The organism is Halomonas salipaludis (assembly GCF_002286975.1).
Taxonomy (GTDB): domain Bacteria; phylum Pseudomonadota; class Gammaproteobacteria; order Pseudomonadales; family Halomonadaceae; genus Franzmannia; species Franzmannia salipaludis.
The window spans coordinates 41,719-58,647 of the sequence record NZ_NSKB01000007.1 but is presented as its reverse complement, the minus strand read 5'-3'; the positions used below and the strand labels follow the sequence as shown (position 1 = coordinate 58,647).

The window sequence follows — 16,929 nt, the reverse complement described above, 5'->3', positions numbered from 1 at the left end:
GCACAATGAGGCAGATGACAGTGAAAAATATTGCAGCGACGCGTTTTAAGAGAACGCTTCTAGCGAGTGCCATGGGCCTGACCGCGGCCTCGTTTGGCGCTCAGGCGCTGGCCCAGGAGCAGGTGGCCTCCATCGACCTGATCACCACCACCGAGTCCTACGATCCGATCCGCTACGAGGCGGCCTTTATGATCGCCGAGCGCTGGGAGGAGCTGGGTTTCGATGTGAATGTCCAGCCCACCGAGTTCAGCACCGCCCTGGAGCGGTTCTACGACCAGCAGGATTTCGACGTCACCATCCTCGGTTGGACCGGTCGCACCGACCGCCTCGACCCGCAGTTCTTCCTCAGCACCCTCGATTCTCGCCAGGCTAACCCCGGCGGCAACAATCCGGGTGGCTATGACAACCCCGAGTTCGATGCGCTGTTCGACCAGCAGTCCCAGGCCTTCGATCTGGATGAGCGGCAGCGGCTGGTGATGGAGATGCAGGAACTCTACAAGCCGGATGCGCCGCTGGCGGTGCTGTTCCACCGCGACGAGGTGGTGGCCTACAACCACGAGGCCTTCGACGGCTTCGAGCCGATGGCCGGCGAGGGGCTCTACAGCGAGTGGGGCCCGATGGAGGCGACCCCGGTGGGCGAGCGCAGCACCCTGCGTATCGGCGGCCCCCAGGAGCCCGACAACCTCAACCCGCTGGCCTCCACCTCGGTATGGGGCTGGAAGTGGATGCGCCTCTACTACGATCGCCTGGTGCGCCTGTCGGCCGACGTCGAGCCGCTGCCCTGGGCCGCCGAGGCCGTCGAGCAGATCGATGACACCACCGTGGCGGTGACCCTACGCGAGGGCATGACCTTTCACGACGGTGAGCCGCTGAGCGCCGACGACGTAGCCTTCACCTGGAACTACTACCTCGAGCAGGACTACAGCTACTTCAACTCCTACCTGGCGGCGCTGGACAACGCCGAGGCGGTCGACGAACGCACCGTGCACTTCCACCTCAGCGAGCCCTCGGCGTCCTTCGCCAGCATCTCGCTGTCGCAGATCCCGATCCTGCCCGAGCATATCTGGTCGCAGATCGATGATGCCTCGACGCTGAGCCCCGACCAGGTGCCCACCGTGGGCTCCGGGCCCTTCCAGTTCGAGCGCTTCGATCGCGGCGAATTCATGGCCATCAGCAAGTTCGACGACCACTTCCACGCCGACGAGATCGCCGTCGACGGCGTCGAGTTCATCATCTACGCCGACATGGAGGGCGTCTATACCGGCCTGCAGACCGGCGAGATCGACGTCACCGCCTGGCGCATGGAGCCGGGTCAGATCAGCCTGGCCGAGAGCGAAGACCACCTCACCGTGGTCAACGTACCCGACTTCGGTTACTACCACATGACCTACAACCTGCGCCGCGCGCCCCTCGACGACCGCGCCGTGCGCCGTGCGCTGATCATGGCCAGCGATCGCGAGCGGATGGTCAATGTGCTGCTCGACGGTCGCGGCGAAGTTGGCTCCAGCGTGATCGCGCCGGTCAACACCTTCTGGCACGAGGCGTTTATCGAGCGTTTCGAGTTCGATATGGACGCCGCCCGTGCCGAGCTGGAAGAGGCCGGCTACAGCTGGGACGAGGACGGTCGCCTGATGCGCTGAGCGCATTGCCAAGCCGCTTTCTCCCAGGTGCTTGCCGCCACCCCGCGCTGCCCACAAGGCGGCGCGGGGTGAACGGCCGTTTATAGCGAGTCCGTCATGTCGTCACGCAGAAGCTATCTGATACGCCGTGTGCTGCACGGCTTCATGGCGCTGTTCATCATCGCCACCCTGCTGTTCTTCCTGTTTCGTCTGGGGCTACCCGACCCCACCGCCGCGCTGATCACCGAGGGCCTGACTCCCGAGGAGCGTGAGCAGATCCGCGCCAGCTTCGGCCTCGACCGGCCGATCTGGGAGCAGTATTTCATCTACCTGGCGAATATCGTCCAGGGCGATTTCGGCTACTCCTTCCACTACCGCGCGCCGGTGGCGGATATCATCTGGGAGCGGCTGGCCAACACCATGATCCTGATGCTGCCGGCCATCGTGTTGGCGTATGGGGTGGGCGCGCCGCTGGGCGCCTGGCTGTCGTGGCGGCGCGGCAGCCGCGCCGACACCAGCGGTATTTTCGTCGGCCTGATGTTTCGCTCGGCGCCGATGTTCTGGACCGGCATGATCGCCATCCTGATCTTCGGCATCGGGCTAGGCTGGTTACCCACCAGCGGCATGCGCACGCTGCCCTACGTGGCCTCGGGCTTCCTCGACAAGATATTCACCCTCGACTTCCTGCACCACCTGATTCTTCCAGCGCTGGTGGTGGCGCTCTACTACCTCGGCTCGCCGCTGCTGATCATGCGCAACACCATGCTCGAGGTGTATGGCGAGGACTTTATCGAGATGGCCCGCGCCAAGGGACTGCCGGAGCGCCGCATCCTCTACGCCCACGCCGCGCGTAATGCGCTGCTGCCAGTGGTCACCCAGCTGGCGGTGACCATCGGCCTGGCCGCCGGCGGCCAGGTGGTGGTCGAGGTGGTGTTCTCGTGGCCGGGGCTGGGACGCGAGATCCTCAACTCGGTGCGCACCTCTGACTTCCCCCTCGCCCAGGCCAGCTTCCTGGTGATGGCAGCCTTCGTCATCACCCTCAACCTGCTGGTCGACATCCTTTACACCATGCTGGACCCGAGGGTGAGCTTCAAATGAACCGATCACGACTGATGAAAAGTGCCCAGGAGCCACTGCGGGCGATCCTCGGCGACCGGCTGGCGCTGGTGGGGCTGGCGGTGCTGCTGTCGATCATCGCCATGGCACTGTTCGCGCCGGTGCTCTCTACCCATGCTCCCCTGGCGGTCAACGAGCGTGAGGAGGGCTCGCTGTTCACGCGCAGCGTCGAGGCCGGCGACGTGCGTTGGCAAGCCTCGCCGCCGCTGGGCGAGGCGACCCTGAATGCCGCCGACTACCGCGACGGCCTGGGCATGGCAGTGGGCCGCGACGGCGTGGTGTGGCGCTATGCGGGGGGTGACTGGTCGCGCCTCGACACGCCACTTACCGCGACCCTGAATGCGGTCAATATCCGCGAAGACGGCGCCACCCTGGTGGCCGGCGCCCAGGGCACGGTGGCGCTGTGGACGCCCGACGACAGTTGGCAGACCTTCGCCATGCCCGAGCCGCTGGACGTCAACGATATCGCCTGGCGCGACGCCGATACCGCGCTGCTGGTGGGCGGCGGCGAAACCATCTGGCGACTGGATCTGGCCAGCGGTGAGGTCGAGTCACTGCAGAGCCCTGTGGGGCGTGGCTTCGATCTCAACGGTGTGGCGCTGGACGTCGACGGCAGCGCCTGGCTGGTGGGCGATCGCGGCCTGGCGCTGCGACTCGCTCCGGGCGAGGACACACCGAGTCTGGAGCGGCTGCCCGGCAACCGCGAGCTCAACCATATCCATATCGCCGACAGCGGCGCCGGCCTGATCGTCGGCGAGCGCGGCACCCTGCTGGTACGCGATGACGTTGAGTCCAGCTGGCAGAGCCACGATGCGCCGGACTCCCGCGCCATGCGCGCCGGCTGGATCACCGACGAGGGTCACGCCTTCGCGGTGGGGCGCAGCGGCATCGTCTTCGAACGCGAGCGGGGCGCTGACTGGCAACTGATGCCAAGCGACGAGGAGCGTCATCTGCGCACGCTGATGGTCACCGAGAGCAACTACTTTGCGCTGGGCTCGGACCGCTTCGTCAATCGCCTCGCGCCGCCCTCCGGCGAGCACTGGTTCGGCACCGACCATCTCGGCCGCGATCTCTTCAGCCAGAACGTCCACGGCTCGCAGATCGCCCTGCTGGTGGGCTTTCTGGGCGCCGCCCTGGTGGTGCTGATCGGCGCCAACGTGGGACTGGTGGCCGGCTACTTCCGCGGCCGCACCGAGACCGTGCTGATGCGCACCGTGGATGTAATGTACGGGATTCCCTTCGAGCCCTTCGCGCTGATCCTGGTGCTGCTGTTCGAGCCCAGCCTGTTCATCGTGATACTGGCCGTGTCGCTGCTCACCTGGCGCACCGTGGCGCGGCTGATTCGCTCCCAGGTGCTGAGCCTGCGCGAGCGGCCCTTCGTCAAGGCGGCGCGGGTCGCCGGCGCGTCGGACCTGCGCATCATGTACCTGCATATCTTCCCCAACGTGATGCCACTGGTGTTCCTCGAGCTGGCTATCATCGTCGGCGTCTCTATCATCGCCGAGGCAACGCTGTCATTCCTCGGCCTGGGGCCGCCGCAGTCGATCTCGTGGGGCGGCATCCTGCACAACGCGCGGCTCTCCGGGGCCTGGCGCGAGGCCTGGTGGTGGAACCTGCCACCCGGGCTGCTGATCATGATCACGGTGCTCTCCGTGTTCTTCATCTCCCGCTCGCTCGAGCTGGTGGCCAATCCGCGACTGAGGGCACGTCGATGAGCACATCTCCATTACTGAGCGTCGATGACCTGGCCATTCACTACCGCACCGGGGCCGGCCCGGTGCAGGCCGTGGACGGGGTAAGCTTCTCGCTGGCTCCCGGCGAGGCGCTGGGCCTGGTCGGCGAGTCCGGCTGTGGCAAGACCACTGCGGCCAAGGCCATGCTGCGGCTGCTGCCGCCCAACGGCGAGGTGCCGCGGGGGCGCATCGACTTCGCCGGCCGCGATCTGCTCGGCCTCGACCCGGAGGCGATGCGCCGCGTGCGCTGGGACGAGATCGCCTGGATCTCCCAGGCGGCGATGAACGCTCTCGACCCGGTCTATACCGTCGGCGAGCAGATCCTCGAGGCAATGAGCGCGCACCGCAAGATCGAGCGCAAGGCGGCCTGGGCCCACGCCGAGCAGCTGTTCCGCGACGTCGGCATCGATCCCGGGCGGCTCTCCGCCTATCCCCATGAGATGAGTGGCGGCATGAAGCAGCGCGCGGTGATCGCCATGGCGCTGGCGCTGGACCCGCAGCTGATCGTCGCCGACGAGCCGACCACGGCGCTGGACGTGGTGACTCAGGCGCAGATCCTGTCGCGGCTGACCAAGCTGCGCCGCGAACGCGGCCTGGCGTTGATGTTCATCACCCATGACATCTCGGTGGTGGTGCAGACCTGCGACCGGGTGGCGGTGATGTACGGCGGCCAGATCATGGAGACCGGGCCGGTGCGCGAGGTCTTCGCCAGCCCCTTCCACCCCTACACCATGGGCTTGACCAACGCCTTCCCGACCCTGGAAGGGGCCCAGCGCGAGCTGATCTCGATTCCCGGCAGCCCGCCGGACCTGCTCGATCCGCCGTCGGGCTGTCGTTTCGCCGAGCGCTGCCCCTTTGCCACCCAGCGCTGCATGTCGGAGACGCCGCTGCTGGTCGATGTCGGTGAGGGGCGCCACGCGGCCTGCCACTACCCCGAGCAGGCCGTCGATTTTCGCCAGCGGGCGGCCAGGAACGACACCTGGCAGATCGCCGGCGAGCGCCTCGGCGAGCAGGTCCAGGGGGCAGGCAGCCTGGAGCGGCGCATGAGCGAGACGCCGATTCTCGAGGTCGAGGGGCTCAAGAAGTACTTCCCGGTGGAGCAGGGCTTCCTCGACGGCCTGCGCGGCAAGCACAAGGAGCGCAAGGTCCACGCCGTCGACGATATCGACTTCGACCTGCGCGAGGGCGAAATCCTGGGGCTGGCCGGCGAGTCGGGCTCGGGCAAGACCACCACCGGCGAGATGCTGGTGCGACTGCAGGATGTCACCGCCGGTGAGATCCGCTTCGACGGCGTCAACATCGCCGCGCTCAAGGGCCCCGAGCTCAAGGCCTTTCGGCGTAGCGCGCAGATGATCTTCCAGGACCCGTACCAGACGCTCAATCCGCGCTTCACCATCCATGACATCGTCGCCGAGCCGCTGATCATTCACCGCCTGGCCGAGGGCGAGGCGCTGGAGCAGCGCGTGGTCGAGTCGCTGGAGCGCGCCGGGCTCAAGCCGGCCAGTGCCTACCAGGAGCGTTTCCCCCACGAGCTCTCCGGCGGCCAGCGGCAGCGGGTGGCGATCGCCCGCGGGATCATCCTCGAGCCGCGCTTCATGGTCGCCGACGAGCCGGTATCGATGCTCGATGTATCGATTCGCGCCGGGGTGCTCAACCTGATGCGGCGCTTCCGCAACGAGCTGGGCATCTCCTTCGTCTACGTCAGCCACGATCTGCCGACGATTCGCTATGTCGCCGACCGTACCGCGATCATGTACCTCGGCGAGATCGTCGAGGTGGGGCCCACCGACACCCTGATCCGCGAGCGTAAGCACCCCTATACCCAGCTGCTGCTGGATGCCAGCCCCGAGCCGGACCCGGCGGTGGTCAAGCCGCCGCTGGAGAGCGCCGGCGAGATCCCGAGTGCGATGGAGCCGCCCAACGGTTGCCACTTCCACACCCGCTGCCCCAAGGCCATGGCCCACTGCGGCTGGGAGGGGCGCGACGTAGCCACGGCGCTCAGCGAGTGGCGGATTCGCGGCGCTGAGCCGCAGCAGTTGGCCGGGGCCAGCGTTAGCGGATTGAACGCGCAGCTGGCGCTGGTCGATGGCGCCGACGAAGCGGCGGCCCGCGATGAGCTGCAGGCGATTCTCTCGGCCAAGCACCCCTCGCTGTGGCAGGCGGCGCGGGTCGAGGGCAGGGAAGGGAACCTGAGCGTGCAGTTCGCCCCCCAGGCCTCGCCAAAGCGGCGGCTGATTGCCCGCGAGCATCAGGTGGCCTGCTATCTCTACGAAGAGGCGGTGGATAGTGGGGGGTGAAACGTACGCGCCCCGCGGCGTCAGCCGCGGGGCGCTGGTCAAATGGCCGGTTAGGTTCAGCGCTTCTTGACGTAGAGCCCGACCATGCACAGCACCACGCCGAGTACCGACAGCAGCATGCCGCCGTTGACCAGCAGCGGGTAGCGCTCCAGCCAGGAGACGAACGGTTGCGGGGTGTCGCGGCATACACCGTCGTGATAGTCCCAGTAGCCGCCGGAGAGGGTGCACTCGCGCACGTCGCCGAGTTCCCAGAAATAGACGCCCATCAGCACGATGACGGGTACGATCAGTAGCAGTAGTCCAAGTCGAAGCATCGGGTCGGGGGCGTCTTAGCCAGGGCGCTGGCAGTTGGGTTGGCGTCCGGCGCTGCGCGCCTGCTCGTAGCGCGCCAGGGCGTCGTCCATGTTGGCCTCGAGGCCGGCCATGCGCTGGCCCTGGCTGGGGTGGGTCGACATCCACACGGGGGGCTGGCCGCCGCTGGCCGCCTGCATGTTCTCCCACAGTGTCATGCTGGCGCGCGGGTCGAAGCCGGCCTCGGCCATCAGTTGTAGGCCGATCACATCCGCTTCGCTCTCGTGGCGACGCGAGAAGGGTAGCAGGATGCCGTACTGGGCGCCGGCGCCGAGCAGGCCGAGCATCTGCTCGCCCTGGGGGCCCTGCAGCCCGGCCACCGAGGAGAGCACCGACATGCCGACCTGGGTAGCCGACTGGGTCGAGACCCGCTCGTTGGCGTGACTGGCCATTACGTGGCCCATCTCGTGGCCGACTACCGCGGCGACCTGATCCTGATCGGTGGCGATGTCGAGCAGCCCGGTGTGGATGCCCATGTAGCCGCCGGGCAGGGCGAAGGCGTTGGCCGAGTCATCCTCGAACACGCGAATCTGCCAGTTGTAGTCGCGGTCGCGGCCGGACAGCTCGGCCACCAGCGCATCGGCGATACACTCGGCGTAGCGTGCGTGGGCACCGCCGACTACCGTCAGATCCTCCTGGTACTGTTCAAAGGCCTGCTGCCCCATCTGGTTGAGCTGCTCATCCGAGTAGAGGGTGAACTGCTGCCGCCCGGTGGGCGAGCTGGCACAGGCAGCGAGCGATAGGCACAGCGCGCCAATGGCGAGTCGGGGGATCCAGCGCATGGTCAAGCGTCCTCATAGTCCGTCCGTAGGCAGTGGACGAAAGCCACTGATCTGCCACAAGATACCCGGATGCCCACCAAGGTCAACCAGAGGGAGACTCCATCAATGGATGCCGAGCTGTCCGCGCGACTCGCCAAGCTGCTCGACCGCGTCGAGGCCTTCTTGCCGCCCTCGCCGCCGCGCATCGACTGGTCGCGTGACGTGGCGGCGCTATGGCAACGCCACCCACTGGGTGGACAACTCCTGCCGGTGCCGGTTCGCGATGCGGTAACCCTCGATGACCTGCTCGGCGTGGAGCGCCAGAAGCGTGCACTGCTCGCCAACAGCCGCGCCTTCCTGCAGGGCCTGCCGGCCAATCACGCGCTGCTGTGGGGCTCGCGGGGCAGCGGCAAGTCATCGATGGTACGCGCGCTGCTCAATACCCTGGCCGGCGAAGGCCTGCGCCTGATTCAGGTCGATCGCCACGACCTGGCCGGCCTGCCGGGGCTGGTCCAGCAGCTGCGCGACCAGCCGCAGCGCTTTGTGGTCTACTGCGATGACCTGTCGTTCGAGGCCAACGACGACGCCTACAAGGCGCTCAAGAGCGTGCTCGACGGCACCCTGACCGGGCCGCCCGACAACGTGTTGCTCTACGCCACCTCCAATCGCCGCCATCTGCTTCCCGAGTCGCTGTCCGATAACCAGGACACCCAGCTGGTCGGCGATGAGCTGCACCACGGCGATGCGGTGGAGGAGAAGATCTCGCTGTCGGATCGCTTCGGCCTGTGGCTGGCGTTTTACCCCTTCAACCAGGCCACCTACCTCGAGGTCTGCGAGCACTGGGTGACGCGGCTGGGCAGCGGCGAGGACTGGCACGCCGAGGCCCGCGAGGCGGCGATTCGTTTCGCCACCCTGCGCGGCGGCCGCAGCGGCCGCGCCGCCTGGCAGTTCGCCTGCCAGTGGATCGGTGAGCAGCGCCTGGACGCGTAGCGCTAGCCTTAGGAGGCGGGCGTCAGGCTGCCGTCCTGATTGATGCTAAAGCGCACCGTCGGCATCCATAGCCCTGGCGGTAGCGTGACCCCCAGCCCGCGGACGCCACCGGGGGTGATGGCAAGCTCGCTGCCCGCTGGCAGTTCGCCGCGGTTGGCCAGCTGGCTGGCCAGCTGCACCATCGGCGCGAAGCGCTGACGGTCGCCGAGCACGTCGAAGCTCACCGGCAGGCGCAGGTCGGCATCGTCGCCCGGGGTCAGCGCCACGCGCTCGTCGTAGTTGCCGCTGATCGGTTCGGCATCGGGCACGTCGAGGGTCCAGCGGAAGCCATTGAGCTCCACCGGCGGCATGCCCCGTGGCAGCCCCAGACCCATGGCCAGGGTGGCCTGCACCGGCAGGCTGCCGGCGCCGAGGCTGGAGGCGATCAGCGAGGTGATATCAGAGGTGTCGAGGCCGGCGCGGATAGCATAGGGGCCGATGCGCACGTCCTCCACGCCCAGCGAGGTCACCGCCAGGCGCATCGCGAACAGGCTGGTCTGGGGCATTGCCAGGCAGCCGGCCAGCAGCAGGGCCAGGCCGGTGGGCAGCAGCAGGCGCCAGCGGCGGCGGGCAACAAACGACATGATCACGGACTCCTGGGCATGGAATAATGGCCGGGGATGCTCCCGGGAGCGGTCGCGGGGCGCGCGTATTCTAGGGCCAGTGTAGCTGGCTGCCAAGCAATTTCGCGCACGCCGCCACCGCCGTTGCTTTGTCAAGGAATGCCGATGATAGAGAAGTGGAGAACACGGCTGAAGGGCTTCGTTCTGGCCCTGCTGGTGACGACCCTGAGCGGGTCGCTGATCCAGACCCAGTTCAATCTGGCGGCGATCGCGGCACTAGGCGCCGAGATCAGTCTGACCACGCGGCTGACCACCAGCGTCCACGACCTGCTAGGTTTCGCGCCCCTGTATGCCGGGCTGGTCGCGGCAGTGCTGGCCGCGGCGTTGCCATTGGCGGCGCTCGTGAGGCGCTGGCTAGCGCTGCCGGCGGGCCTGTTGTATCCCCTGGCGGCGGCGCTGGGCCTGTGGCTGGCACTGCTGGTCGTCGACGCCCTGGCGCCGATGCCGACCCTGATTGCCGCGACGCGTAGCCTCTCAGGGACGCTGGCGATGCTCGGCGGTGCTGCCCTGGGCGGCCTGGTATATGCCTGCTGTCGTGCCGGGAGGACGTCATGAAACGCATGAGTCTGTGGCTTGCCGCGCCGCTGCTGGCAGGGTTGGCCCATGCCGACTATCGCCTCGAGACCGTGGTCGAAGGCCTCGAGCATCCCTGGTCGCTGGCGTTTCTTCCCGATGGCGGCATGCTGGTCACCGAGCGGCCGGGGCGGCTGCGGCTGGTCGACGCCGACGGCGAGCTGCGCGAGGCGCCGGTAGCCGGGGTGCCTGAGGTGTTCGCCGAGGCCCAGGCGGGGCTGTTCGAGGTGATGCTGGCGCCGGACTTCGCCGACAGCGGGCTGCTCTACCTGAGCTACGCCTATGGCGACCTGAATGCCAATAACACCTGCCTGGGCCGGGCGCGCTTCAACGGTGAGGGACTCAGCGCCGGCGAGGTGCTGTTCTGCGCCTCACCGGCCAAGCGCGGCGCCTCCCACTACGGCGGGCGCATGGCGCTGCTGCCCGACGAGACGCTGGTGCTGACCCTGGGCGATGGCTTCGACCATCGCGAGCAGGCGCAGAATGCTGGCAATCACCTGGGTAGCCTGGTGCGGTTGACTCTCGATGGCGGCGTGCCCGACGACAACCCATTCCTCGGCGATGATAGCGCGCGGCCCGAGCTGTATAGCATCGGCCATCGCAACGTCCAGGGCATCGTCTATGATGATCAGCGCGACGAGCTGCTGATCAATGAGCACGGTCCGCGCGGCGGCGACGAGCTCAACCGCATTCAGCCCGGCGCCAACTACGGTTGGCCGCTGACCAGCCACGGCGTCGACTATACCGGGGCGCGGATCACGCCGTTTCGCGAGCTGCCGGCGTTCACGCCGCCGCTGCTGCACTGGACGCCGTCGATCGCGCCGTCGGGCATGGCGCTCTATCGCGGTGACGCCTTTCCCGACTGGCAGGGCGACCTGTTCGTCTCGGCGCTGGCCGGCCAGCAGGTGCGCCGACTGCTTCGCGAGCAGGGGCGGGTGGTCGAGCAGCAGGTGCTGTTCGAGGAGCTCGGCGCGCGTATCCGCGACGTGCGGGTCGGCCCCGACGGCTATCTCTACCTGCTCACCGATCACGCTGAGGGGGCGCTGATACGGGTGGTGCCAGCGTCGTGAGAAACGTCGAGGGGCGCCTGATTCAGGCGCCCCTCGACAATCGAACATGACCAGCAATCGTCAGCGGCGGCTCTTGCGCGCTTCCTTGGTGCGGCCCAGCTCGCGCTTCTTGGCCTTCTCGCGGTCGCTGGCCCCGGCGTTGCTGTCATAGGGGTTCTTGCCGGAGCGGAACTCGAAGCGGATCGGCGTGCCGCGCACCTTGAGCACCTTGCGGAAGGTGTTGGTCAAGTAGCGCTTGTAGGCATCTGGCAGCGACTCGGTCTGGTTGCCGTGGACCACGATGATCGGCGGATTGCTGCCGCCCTGGTGGGCCATGCGCAGCTTGATGCGGCGGCCGTGGACCAGCGGCGGCTGGTGCTCGCCGACCGCGTCCTGAAGGATGCTGGTCAGGCGATTGGTCGACCAGTGGCTGTTGGCAGAGGCGAAGGCGCGGTCGATGGACGGGTAGAGGTCGCCCACCGCGGTACCGTGCAGCGCCGAGATGAAGTGCAGCTCGGCGTAGTCGGCGAAGCCCAGGCGGCGCTTGATCTCGGCGCGCATCTTGTCCTTGGCTTCGGCCTCCAGGCCGTCCCACTTGTTGACCGCCAGCACCAGCGCCCGGCCGCTGCTCAGTACGTAGTCGAGCAGGTGCAGGTCCTGCTCGACCAAGCCACTGCGGGCATCGAGCACCATGATCGCCACGTGGCACTCCTTGATCGCCTCGAGGGTCTTGATGATCGAGAATTTCTCGGCGATCTGGCTGACGTTCTTGCGCCGCCGCACGCCGGCGGTATCCACCAGCACATAGGGCTTGCCGCGGCGCTCGAAGGGAATCTCGATGGCGTCGCGGGTGGTGCCGGCCTCATCGAAGACCACCACCCGCTCCTCGCCGAGCAGGCGATTGACCAGGGTCGACTTGCCGACGTTGGGGCGGCCGATCACGCCGATGCGGACACCGTTGCTGAGATCGGTCGGGGCGGCGTTGACCTCGCGCTCGGGGAACGGTGCCAGCACCTCGTCGATCAGGGTGGTGACGTTGCGGCCGTGGGCGGCGGCAATCGGATGCGGATCGCCGATACCCAGCTGCCAGAAGTCGGCCATCGCTGAGTGCTCTTCGAGGCCATCGGTCTTGTTGACCACCAGCCAGGTCTTCTTCTGGTTGACCCGCAGGTGGTTGGCGATCGCCTCGTCGGCGGCGATCAACCCGGCGCGGGCGTCGACCATGAACAGCACGATGTCGGCCTCGTCGATGGCCAGCAGCGACTGCTCGGCCATGGCCGCGTCGATGCCATCCTCGTCGCCACTGATGCCGCCGGTGTCGATGACCGTGTAGGTCTTGTCGCCCAGCGCGCCGTTACCGTACTTGCGGTCGCGGGTGAGGCCGGGGAAATCGGCCACCAGGGCGTCCCGCGAGCGGGTCAGGCGGTTGAAGAGCGTGGACTTGCCGACATTGGGCCGGCCGACCAGAGCGATGACTGGGTTCATTGTGTCTCGCGAATCTGCAGGGCTTCGAGGCGCCCGTCGTTGGCCAGGGCGTAGACCCAGCGGCCATCGGTCAGCGGGCGCAGGCTGATGCCCGAGCGGTTGACCCGGGTGCGGCCGACGAAATCGCCGCTGTTGCGGTCGAGCAGGTGCACATAGCCCTCGAAGTCGCCGAACACCAGCTTGTTGTCGGCCAGCGCCGGGGCGGTGATCCAGCGGCCTTCGAGGTCATCGGAGCGCCACAGCAGGCGGCCGGAAAGGGCGTCGAGGGCGAGGATGTGGCTCGCTTCGTTGACCGTGTAGAGGGTGTCGCCGACCAGCAGCGGCGAGAGATAGCTGGAGTGCTCGCGCTCCCACAGAATCTCGCCGGAGGTCGCCTCCATGGCTACCAGACGGCCGTTGTAGCTGGTCACGTAGAGGCGCCCGTCGGGGGTCAGCAGCGGCTGGCCGTCGAGGTCCACCAGGCGGTCGACCTCGGTGCGACCCTGGGGCACGGCGATGCGCATCTCCATCAGCGGTTGGCCGCTGCGGTTGTCGAGGGTCGCCAGGCGGCCGTTGGCAAAGCCGACGAAGGTCACCGGGTCGATGACCTGGGGCGTGCCGGTGCCGCGCAGGGTGAGGGCCGGCTGCGAGCTGGTGTGGACCCACACCTCGTTGCCGCTGCTGCGGTCCAGGGCGGTGACGTTACCGTCGACGCTCTGCACGACGAGAAGTTGCTGGTTGGCCTGGGGCGCGGCCAGCACCTCGCTGGAGACGCGGGTACGCCAGACGACGTCGCCGTCGTTCTGGTTCAGCGCCAGCACCTCGCCGTTGCGGGTGCCCAGGTAGACCTGGCCGGCAATGGCGTTGAGGCCGCTGGAGACCGGGGTGTCGAGATCCCTGCGCCACAGGGTGTCGCCGCTCTCGGCGTCCATGGCGTAGACTTGGCCGCGCTCGTCGGCGGCGAAGATCACGCCGTCTTCGCGGCTCGGCGCGATGGGGTAGGTGGCGCGTCCCAGGCCGCGGCCGACGCGCTGACTCCAGGCGGTGCTGAAGCTGGCCTGCTCATCGAAACTGGTCAGGTCCTTGGGCGGATACTGCGGCTCCACCTTGCCGGCACAGCCGGCCAGCAGGGCCAGCGCCGCGGCGGCGATCACGAGGGTCGGTTTCATAGGGTGGCATCCTCCGCACCGAGGTTGTCGAGCTTGAGTTGTACGCCGTACAGCGACTGGCCGTGTTCCACGGCCAGTGCCATGGCCTGGCGATAGGCGTCACGGGCTTCGTCGTCGCGCTCCAGGGCAACGAAGGCGTCGCCGCGGATATCCTCGCGCTGGGCCGACAGCGAGTCGGGCAGGCCGCTGTCGAGCACCTCGAGGGCGGCCTCGGGATTGCCGTCGGCGATCTGGACCCGTGCCAGGCGCAGTCGCGCCAGGGCCTGGACGTAGTCGCGGGCATTGCCGTCGATGACGTCGCCGAGCGCGGCACGCGCCGCGGCCAGGTCGCCCTCGGCGACGGCCAGGCGCGCCTCGATCAGCTGCGCCAGATCGGCGTAGAGGGTGCGGCCATGGTTGTCGGTGATCTCGTCGATCAGCCCGCGTGCCTCGGCGCGCCCGCCCTCGTCGAGCTCGGGGTCGGCGGCCAGGCTGAGCAGCTGCTGATAGCGCAGCGAGGCGGCCTCGGCCTGATTCTCCTGATAGTTCTGCCAGGCGTTCCAGCCCAGTACGCCGGAGATGGCGATCACCACCCCGGCAATCAGCGAGGTACCATTCTGCTTCCACCAGGCCTTGATGGCATCAAGCTGCTCTTCTTCGCTTCTCAGCTCCGCCACGGGCGGTCTCCTCTCAATCGGAATGCGTGCCTCGGCGCCGCGGCGCCGCGGCGATCAAGCAACGTTCAGCAGTTCGCTCAGCGCCGCGGCCAGGCCGTCACGCGGCAGGCTGCACTGTTGGCGATCGTCGCGCAGGAATTTTACGGTGACCGTGTCCCCGGCGAGTTCATCCTCGCCCAGCAGCAGCGCCAGCCGCGCGCCGCTCTTGTCGGCCTTCTTGATCTGGCTCTTGAAGCTGCCGCCGCCGCAGTGTACCTGAACGCGCAGTGCAGGTAGCGCCTCGCGCAGCGTCTCGCCGAGCAGCAGCGCCTCGCGGCCGGCGGCGGCGTCCATGCCCAGCAGGTAGAGATCGAGGGTCGGGGTGGCCTCGGCGGGCACCAGGTCGAGGGTCTCGAGCAGCAGGATCAGCCGCTCGATGCCCATGGCGAAGCCCACCGCCGGGGTCGGCTTGCCGCCGAGCTGCTCGACCAGGCCGTCGTAGCGACCGCCTGCGCACACCGTGCCCTGGCTGCCCAGCGCGCTGGTGGTCCACTCGAACACGGTGCGCGAGTAGTAGTCGAGACCGCGCACCAGCCGCGGGTTGATCACATAGCCGATGCCGGCGGCATCGAGGATCGCGGTAAGCGCCGCGAAGTGCTCGCGGGACTCGGCGTCGAGGTGATCCATCAGCTGCGGTGCGGCGTCGAGCATCGCCGCCATGTCGGGGTTCTTCGAGTCGAGGATGCGCAGCGGGTTGCTGGTGAGGCGCCGCCGGGAGTCCTCGTCGAGCAGTTCGAGGTGCTGCTCGAAGTAGGCCACCAGGGTCTCGCGGTAGGCGGCACGCGCCTGCAGCGAGCCAAGGGAGTTGAGCTCCAGGGTGACGTGCTCGAGCAGGCCGAGCTGCTTCCACAGCCGCGCCGAGAGCAGAATCAGCTCGGCGTCGATGTCCGGCCCCTCGAGGCCGAAGGTCTCGACGCCGACCTGGTGGAACTGCCGGTAGCGGCCCTTCTGTGGCCGCTCGTGGCGGAACATCGGCCCCTGGTACCAGAGCCGCTGGGTCTGGTTGTGCAGCAGGCCGTGCTGCATGGCGGCACGCACGCAGCTGGCGGTGCCCTCCGGGCGCAGGGTGAGGCTGTCGCCATTGCGGTCGTCGAAGGTGTACATCTCCTTCTCGACGATGTCGGTGACTTCGCCGATGGAGCGCGCGAACAGCGCGGTCTGCTCGACGATCGGCATGCGCATCTCGGCATAGCCATAGCGCTGCATCAGTCCCTGCACCTGGGCCTCGAAGTACTGCCAGTACGGCGACTGGTCGGGCAGCAGGTCATTCATGCCACGAATGGCCTGGATCTTCTTGTCGCTCAACGCTTGCTCCTTACTCATCGCCGGGCGCTCAGGCGTCCCTGGCGAGCACGTCCTGTTCGGCCTGCTCCTTGAGGCGTACCCGCTCCCTGATCAGACGCTCGAGGTCGTCGACCAGGTGATCGTTACGCAGCTTGCTGGCCGGTTTGCCATCGATATAGACGAGGTTGGCGGGGCTGCCGCCGGTCAGGCCGACGTCGACTTCCTTGGCCTCGCCGGGGCCGTTGACCACGCAGCCGATCACCGACACGTCGAGCGGCGTCATGACGTCCTCGAGGCGCTCCTCGAGGGCGTTCATGGTGCCGATCACGTCGAAGTTCTGGCGCGAGCAGCTGGGGCAGGCGATGAAATTGATGCCCTTGCTGCGCAGCCGCAGGCTCTTGAGCATGTCGAAGCCGACCTTGATCTCCTCGACCGGGTCGGCGGCCAGCGATACGCGAATAGTGTCGCCGATGCCGTCCATCAGCAGCATACCCAGGCCGATCGACGACTTGACGGTGCCCGAGCGCAGCCCGCCGGCCTCGGTGATGCCGAGGTGCAGCGGCTGCTCGATACGGCTGGCCAGGTCGCGATAGGCGGCTACCGCCATGAACACGTCGGAGGCCTTGACGCTGACCTTGAAGTCGGGAAAGTCGAGGCGCTCGAGGTGGTCGATATGGCGCATCGCCGATTCGACCAGCGCCGCCGGGGTCGGCTCGCCGTACTTCTTCTGCAGATCCTTCTCCAGCGAGCCGGCGTTGACGCCGATGCGGATCGGGATGCCGTTGTCGCGGGCTGCCGAGACCACTGCCCGGACGCGCTCTTCGCGGCCGATGTTGCCAGGGTTGATGCGCAGGCAGTCGACGCCCAGTTCGGCGACGCGCAGGGCGATCTTGTAGTCGAAGTGGATGTCGGCGACCAGCGGTACCGCCACTTCGCGTTTGATCTTGCCGAAGGCTTCGGCGGCGTCCATGTCGGGTACCGAGACGCGCACGATATCGGCACCGGCGGCCTCGAGCTGACGGATCTGCGCCACGGTGGCGGCCACGTCGAGGGTGTCGGTATTGGTCATGCTCTGCACCGAGATCGGCGCACCGCCGCCTACCGGCACCTTGCCGACGTGGATCTGGCGTGACTGACGACGTGTGATTGGAGACTGAGCGTGCATA

General features: G+C 67.6%; 15 protein-coding genes. 7 read left to right on the top strand and 8 right to left on the bottom strand.

All coding sequences use genetic code 11. The features are described 5' to 3' along the window. The first annotated feature begins 71 nt into the window (after positions 1-71). From CK498_RS18235 to CK498_RS18220, 4 genes are all read left to right on the top strand, one after another. Complete coding sequence (locus CK498_RS18235) at positions 72-1,640, top strand: ABC transporter substrate-binding protein (protein WP_229359133.1); 1,569 nt, start codon at positions 72-74, stop codon at positions 1,638-1,640. A 96-nt stretch (positions 1,641-1,736) separates the two neighbouring features. Continuing rightward, positions 1,737-2,717, top strand: a complete 981-nt coding sequence (locus CK498_RS18230) for an ABC transporter permease (protein WP_095622284.1) — start codon at positions 1,737-1,739, stop codon at positions 2,715-2,717. Then, entirely contained in the window at positions 2,714-4,450 is a 1,737-nt protein-coding gene (locus tag CK498_RS18225) for an ABC transporter permease subunit (protein ID WP_095622283.1), read from the top strand. The genes CK498_RS18230 and CK498_RS18225 overlap by 4 nt, the downstream gene beginning before the upstream one ends. After that, entirely contained in the window at positions 4,447-6,765 is a 2,319-nt protein-coding gene (locus CK498_RS18220; protein WP_095622282.1) for an ABC transporter ATP-binding protein, read from the top strand. Before CK498_RS18225 ends, CK498_RS18220 begins: the two co-directional genes overlap by 4 nt. Positions 6,766-6,821: 56 nt before the next feature. Here the strand turns inward: CK498_RS18220 and CK498_RS18215 are convergent, their stop codons facing one another. After that, positions 6,822-7,079 (bottom strand): hypothetical protein, encoded by a 258-nt coding sequence (locus CK498_RS18215; RefSeq protein ID WP_095622281.1) that lies wholly within the window; start codon positions 7,077-7,079, stop codon positions 6,822-6,824. A 15-nt stretch (positions 7,080-7,094) separates the two neighbouring features. Next, on the bottom strand, positions 7,095-7,898 hold the full coding sequence (locus tag CK498_RS18210; RefSeq protein WP_095622280.1) for a M48 family metallopeptidase: 804 nt from the start codon (positions 7,896-7,898) through the stop codon (positions 7,095-7,097). 105 nt (positions 7,899-8,003) lie between these two features. On the opposite strand from CK498_RS18210, the gene CK498_RS18205 reads away from it, so the two are divergent. Beyond that, the gene (locus CK498_RS18205) at positions 8,004-8,867 is read left to right on the top strand and encodes an ATP-binding protein (protein ID WP_095622279.1); all 864 of its coding nucleotides are present in this window, start codon (positions 8,004-8,006) and stop codon (positions 8,865-8,867) included. Between the two features lie 8 nt (positions 8,868-8,875). Here the strand turns inward: CK498_RS18205 and CK498_RS18200 are convergent, their stop codons facing one another. After that, a complete protein-coding gene (locus CK498_RS18200) occupies positions 8,876-9,490 on the bottom strand; it encodes a hypothetical protein (protein ID WP_095622278.1) in 615 nt (204 codons plus the stop codon). 144 nt (positions 9,491-9,634) lie between these two features. On the opposite strand from CK498_RS18200, the gene CK498_RS26620 reads away from it, so the two are divergent. Both CK498_RS26620 and CK498_RS18190 read left to right on the top strand, forming a co-directional pair. Then, complete coding sequence (locus CK498_RS26620) at positions 9,635-10,084, top strand: hypothetical protein (RefSeq protein WP_095622277.1); 450 nt, start codon at positions 9,635-9,637, stop codon at positions 10,082-10,084. Further along, positions 10,081-11,172: a PQQ-dependent sugar dehydrogenase gene (locus tag CK498_RS18190; protein WP_095622276.1), complete on the top strand. Its 1,092-nt coding sequence runs from the start codon at positions 10,081-10,083 to the stop codon at positions 11,170-11,172. Before CK498_RS26620 ends, CK498_RS18190 begins: the two co-directional genes overlap by 4 nt. Before the next feature lie 60 nt (positions 11,173-11,232). Here CK498_RS18190 and der read toward each other — a convergent pair whose 3' ends face one another. The 5 genes from der to ispG are packed head-to-tail and all read right to left on the bottom strand — an operon-like array spanning position 11,233 to position 16,928. Beyond that, positions 11,233-12,636, bottom strand: a complete 1,404-nt coding sequence (gene der / locus CK498_RS18185; RefSeq protein WP_095622275.1) for a ribosome biogenesis GTPase Der — start codon at positions 12,634-12,636, stop codon at positions 11,233-11,235. Then, positions 12,633-13,784: an outer membrane protein assembly factor BamB gene (gene bamB / locus CK498_RS18180; protein WP_095622274.1), complete on the bottom strand. Its 1,152-nt coding sequence runs from the start codon at positions 13,782-13,784 to the stop codon at positions 12,633-12,635. The genes der and bamB overlap by 4 nt, the downstream gene beginning before the upstream one ends. Continuing rightward, positions 13,781-14,440, bottom strand: coding sequence for a YfgM family protein (locus CK498_RS18175; RefSeq protein WP_095622273.1), 660 nt, complete (start codon positions 14,438-14,440; stop codon positions 13,781-13,783). Before CK498_RS18175 ends, bamB begins: the two co-directional genes overlap by 4 nt. Before the next feature lie 54 nt (positions 14,441-14,494). Continuing rightward, the gene (gene hisS, locus CK498_RS18170) at positions 14,495-15,802 is read right to left on the bottom strand and encodes a histidine--tRNA ligase (RefSeq protein ID WP_095622272.1); all 1,308 of its coding nucleotides are present in this window, start codon (positions 15,800-15,802) and stop codon (positions 14,495-14,497) included. 10 nt (positions 15,803-15,812) lie between these two features. Beyond that, positions 15,813-16,928, bottom strand: a complete 1,116-nt coding sequence (gene ispG, locus CK498_RS18165) for a flavodoxin-dependent (E)-4-hydroxy-3-methylbut-2-enyl-diphosphate synthase (protein ID WP_095622271.1) — start codon at positions 16,926-16,928, stop codon at positions 15,813-15,815. Position 16,929 lies beyond the last annotated feature (1 nt).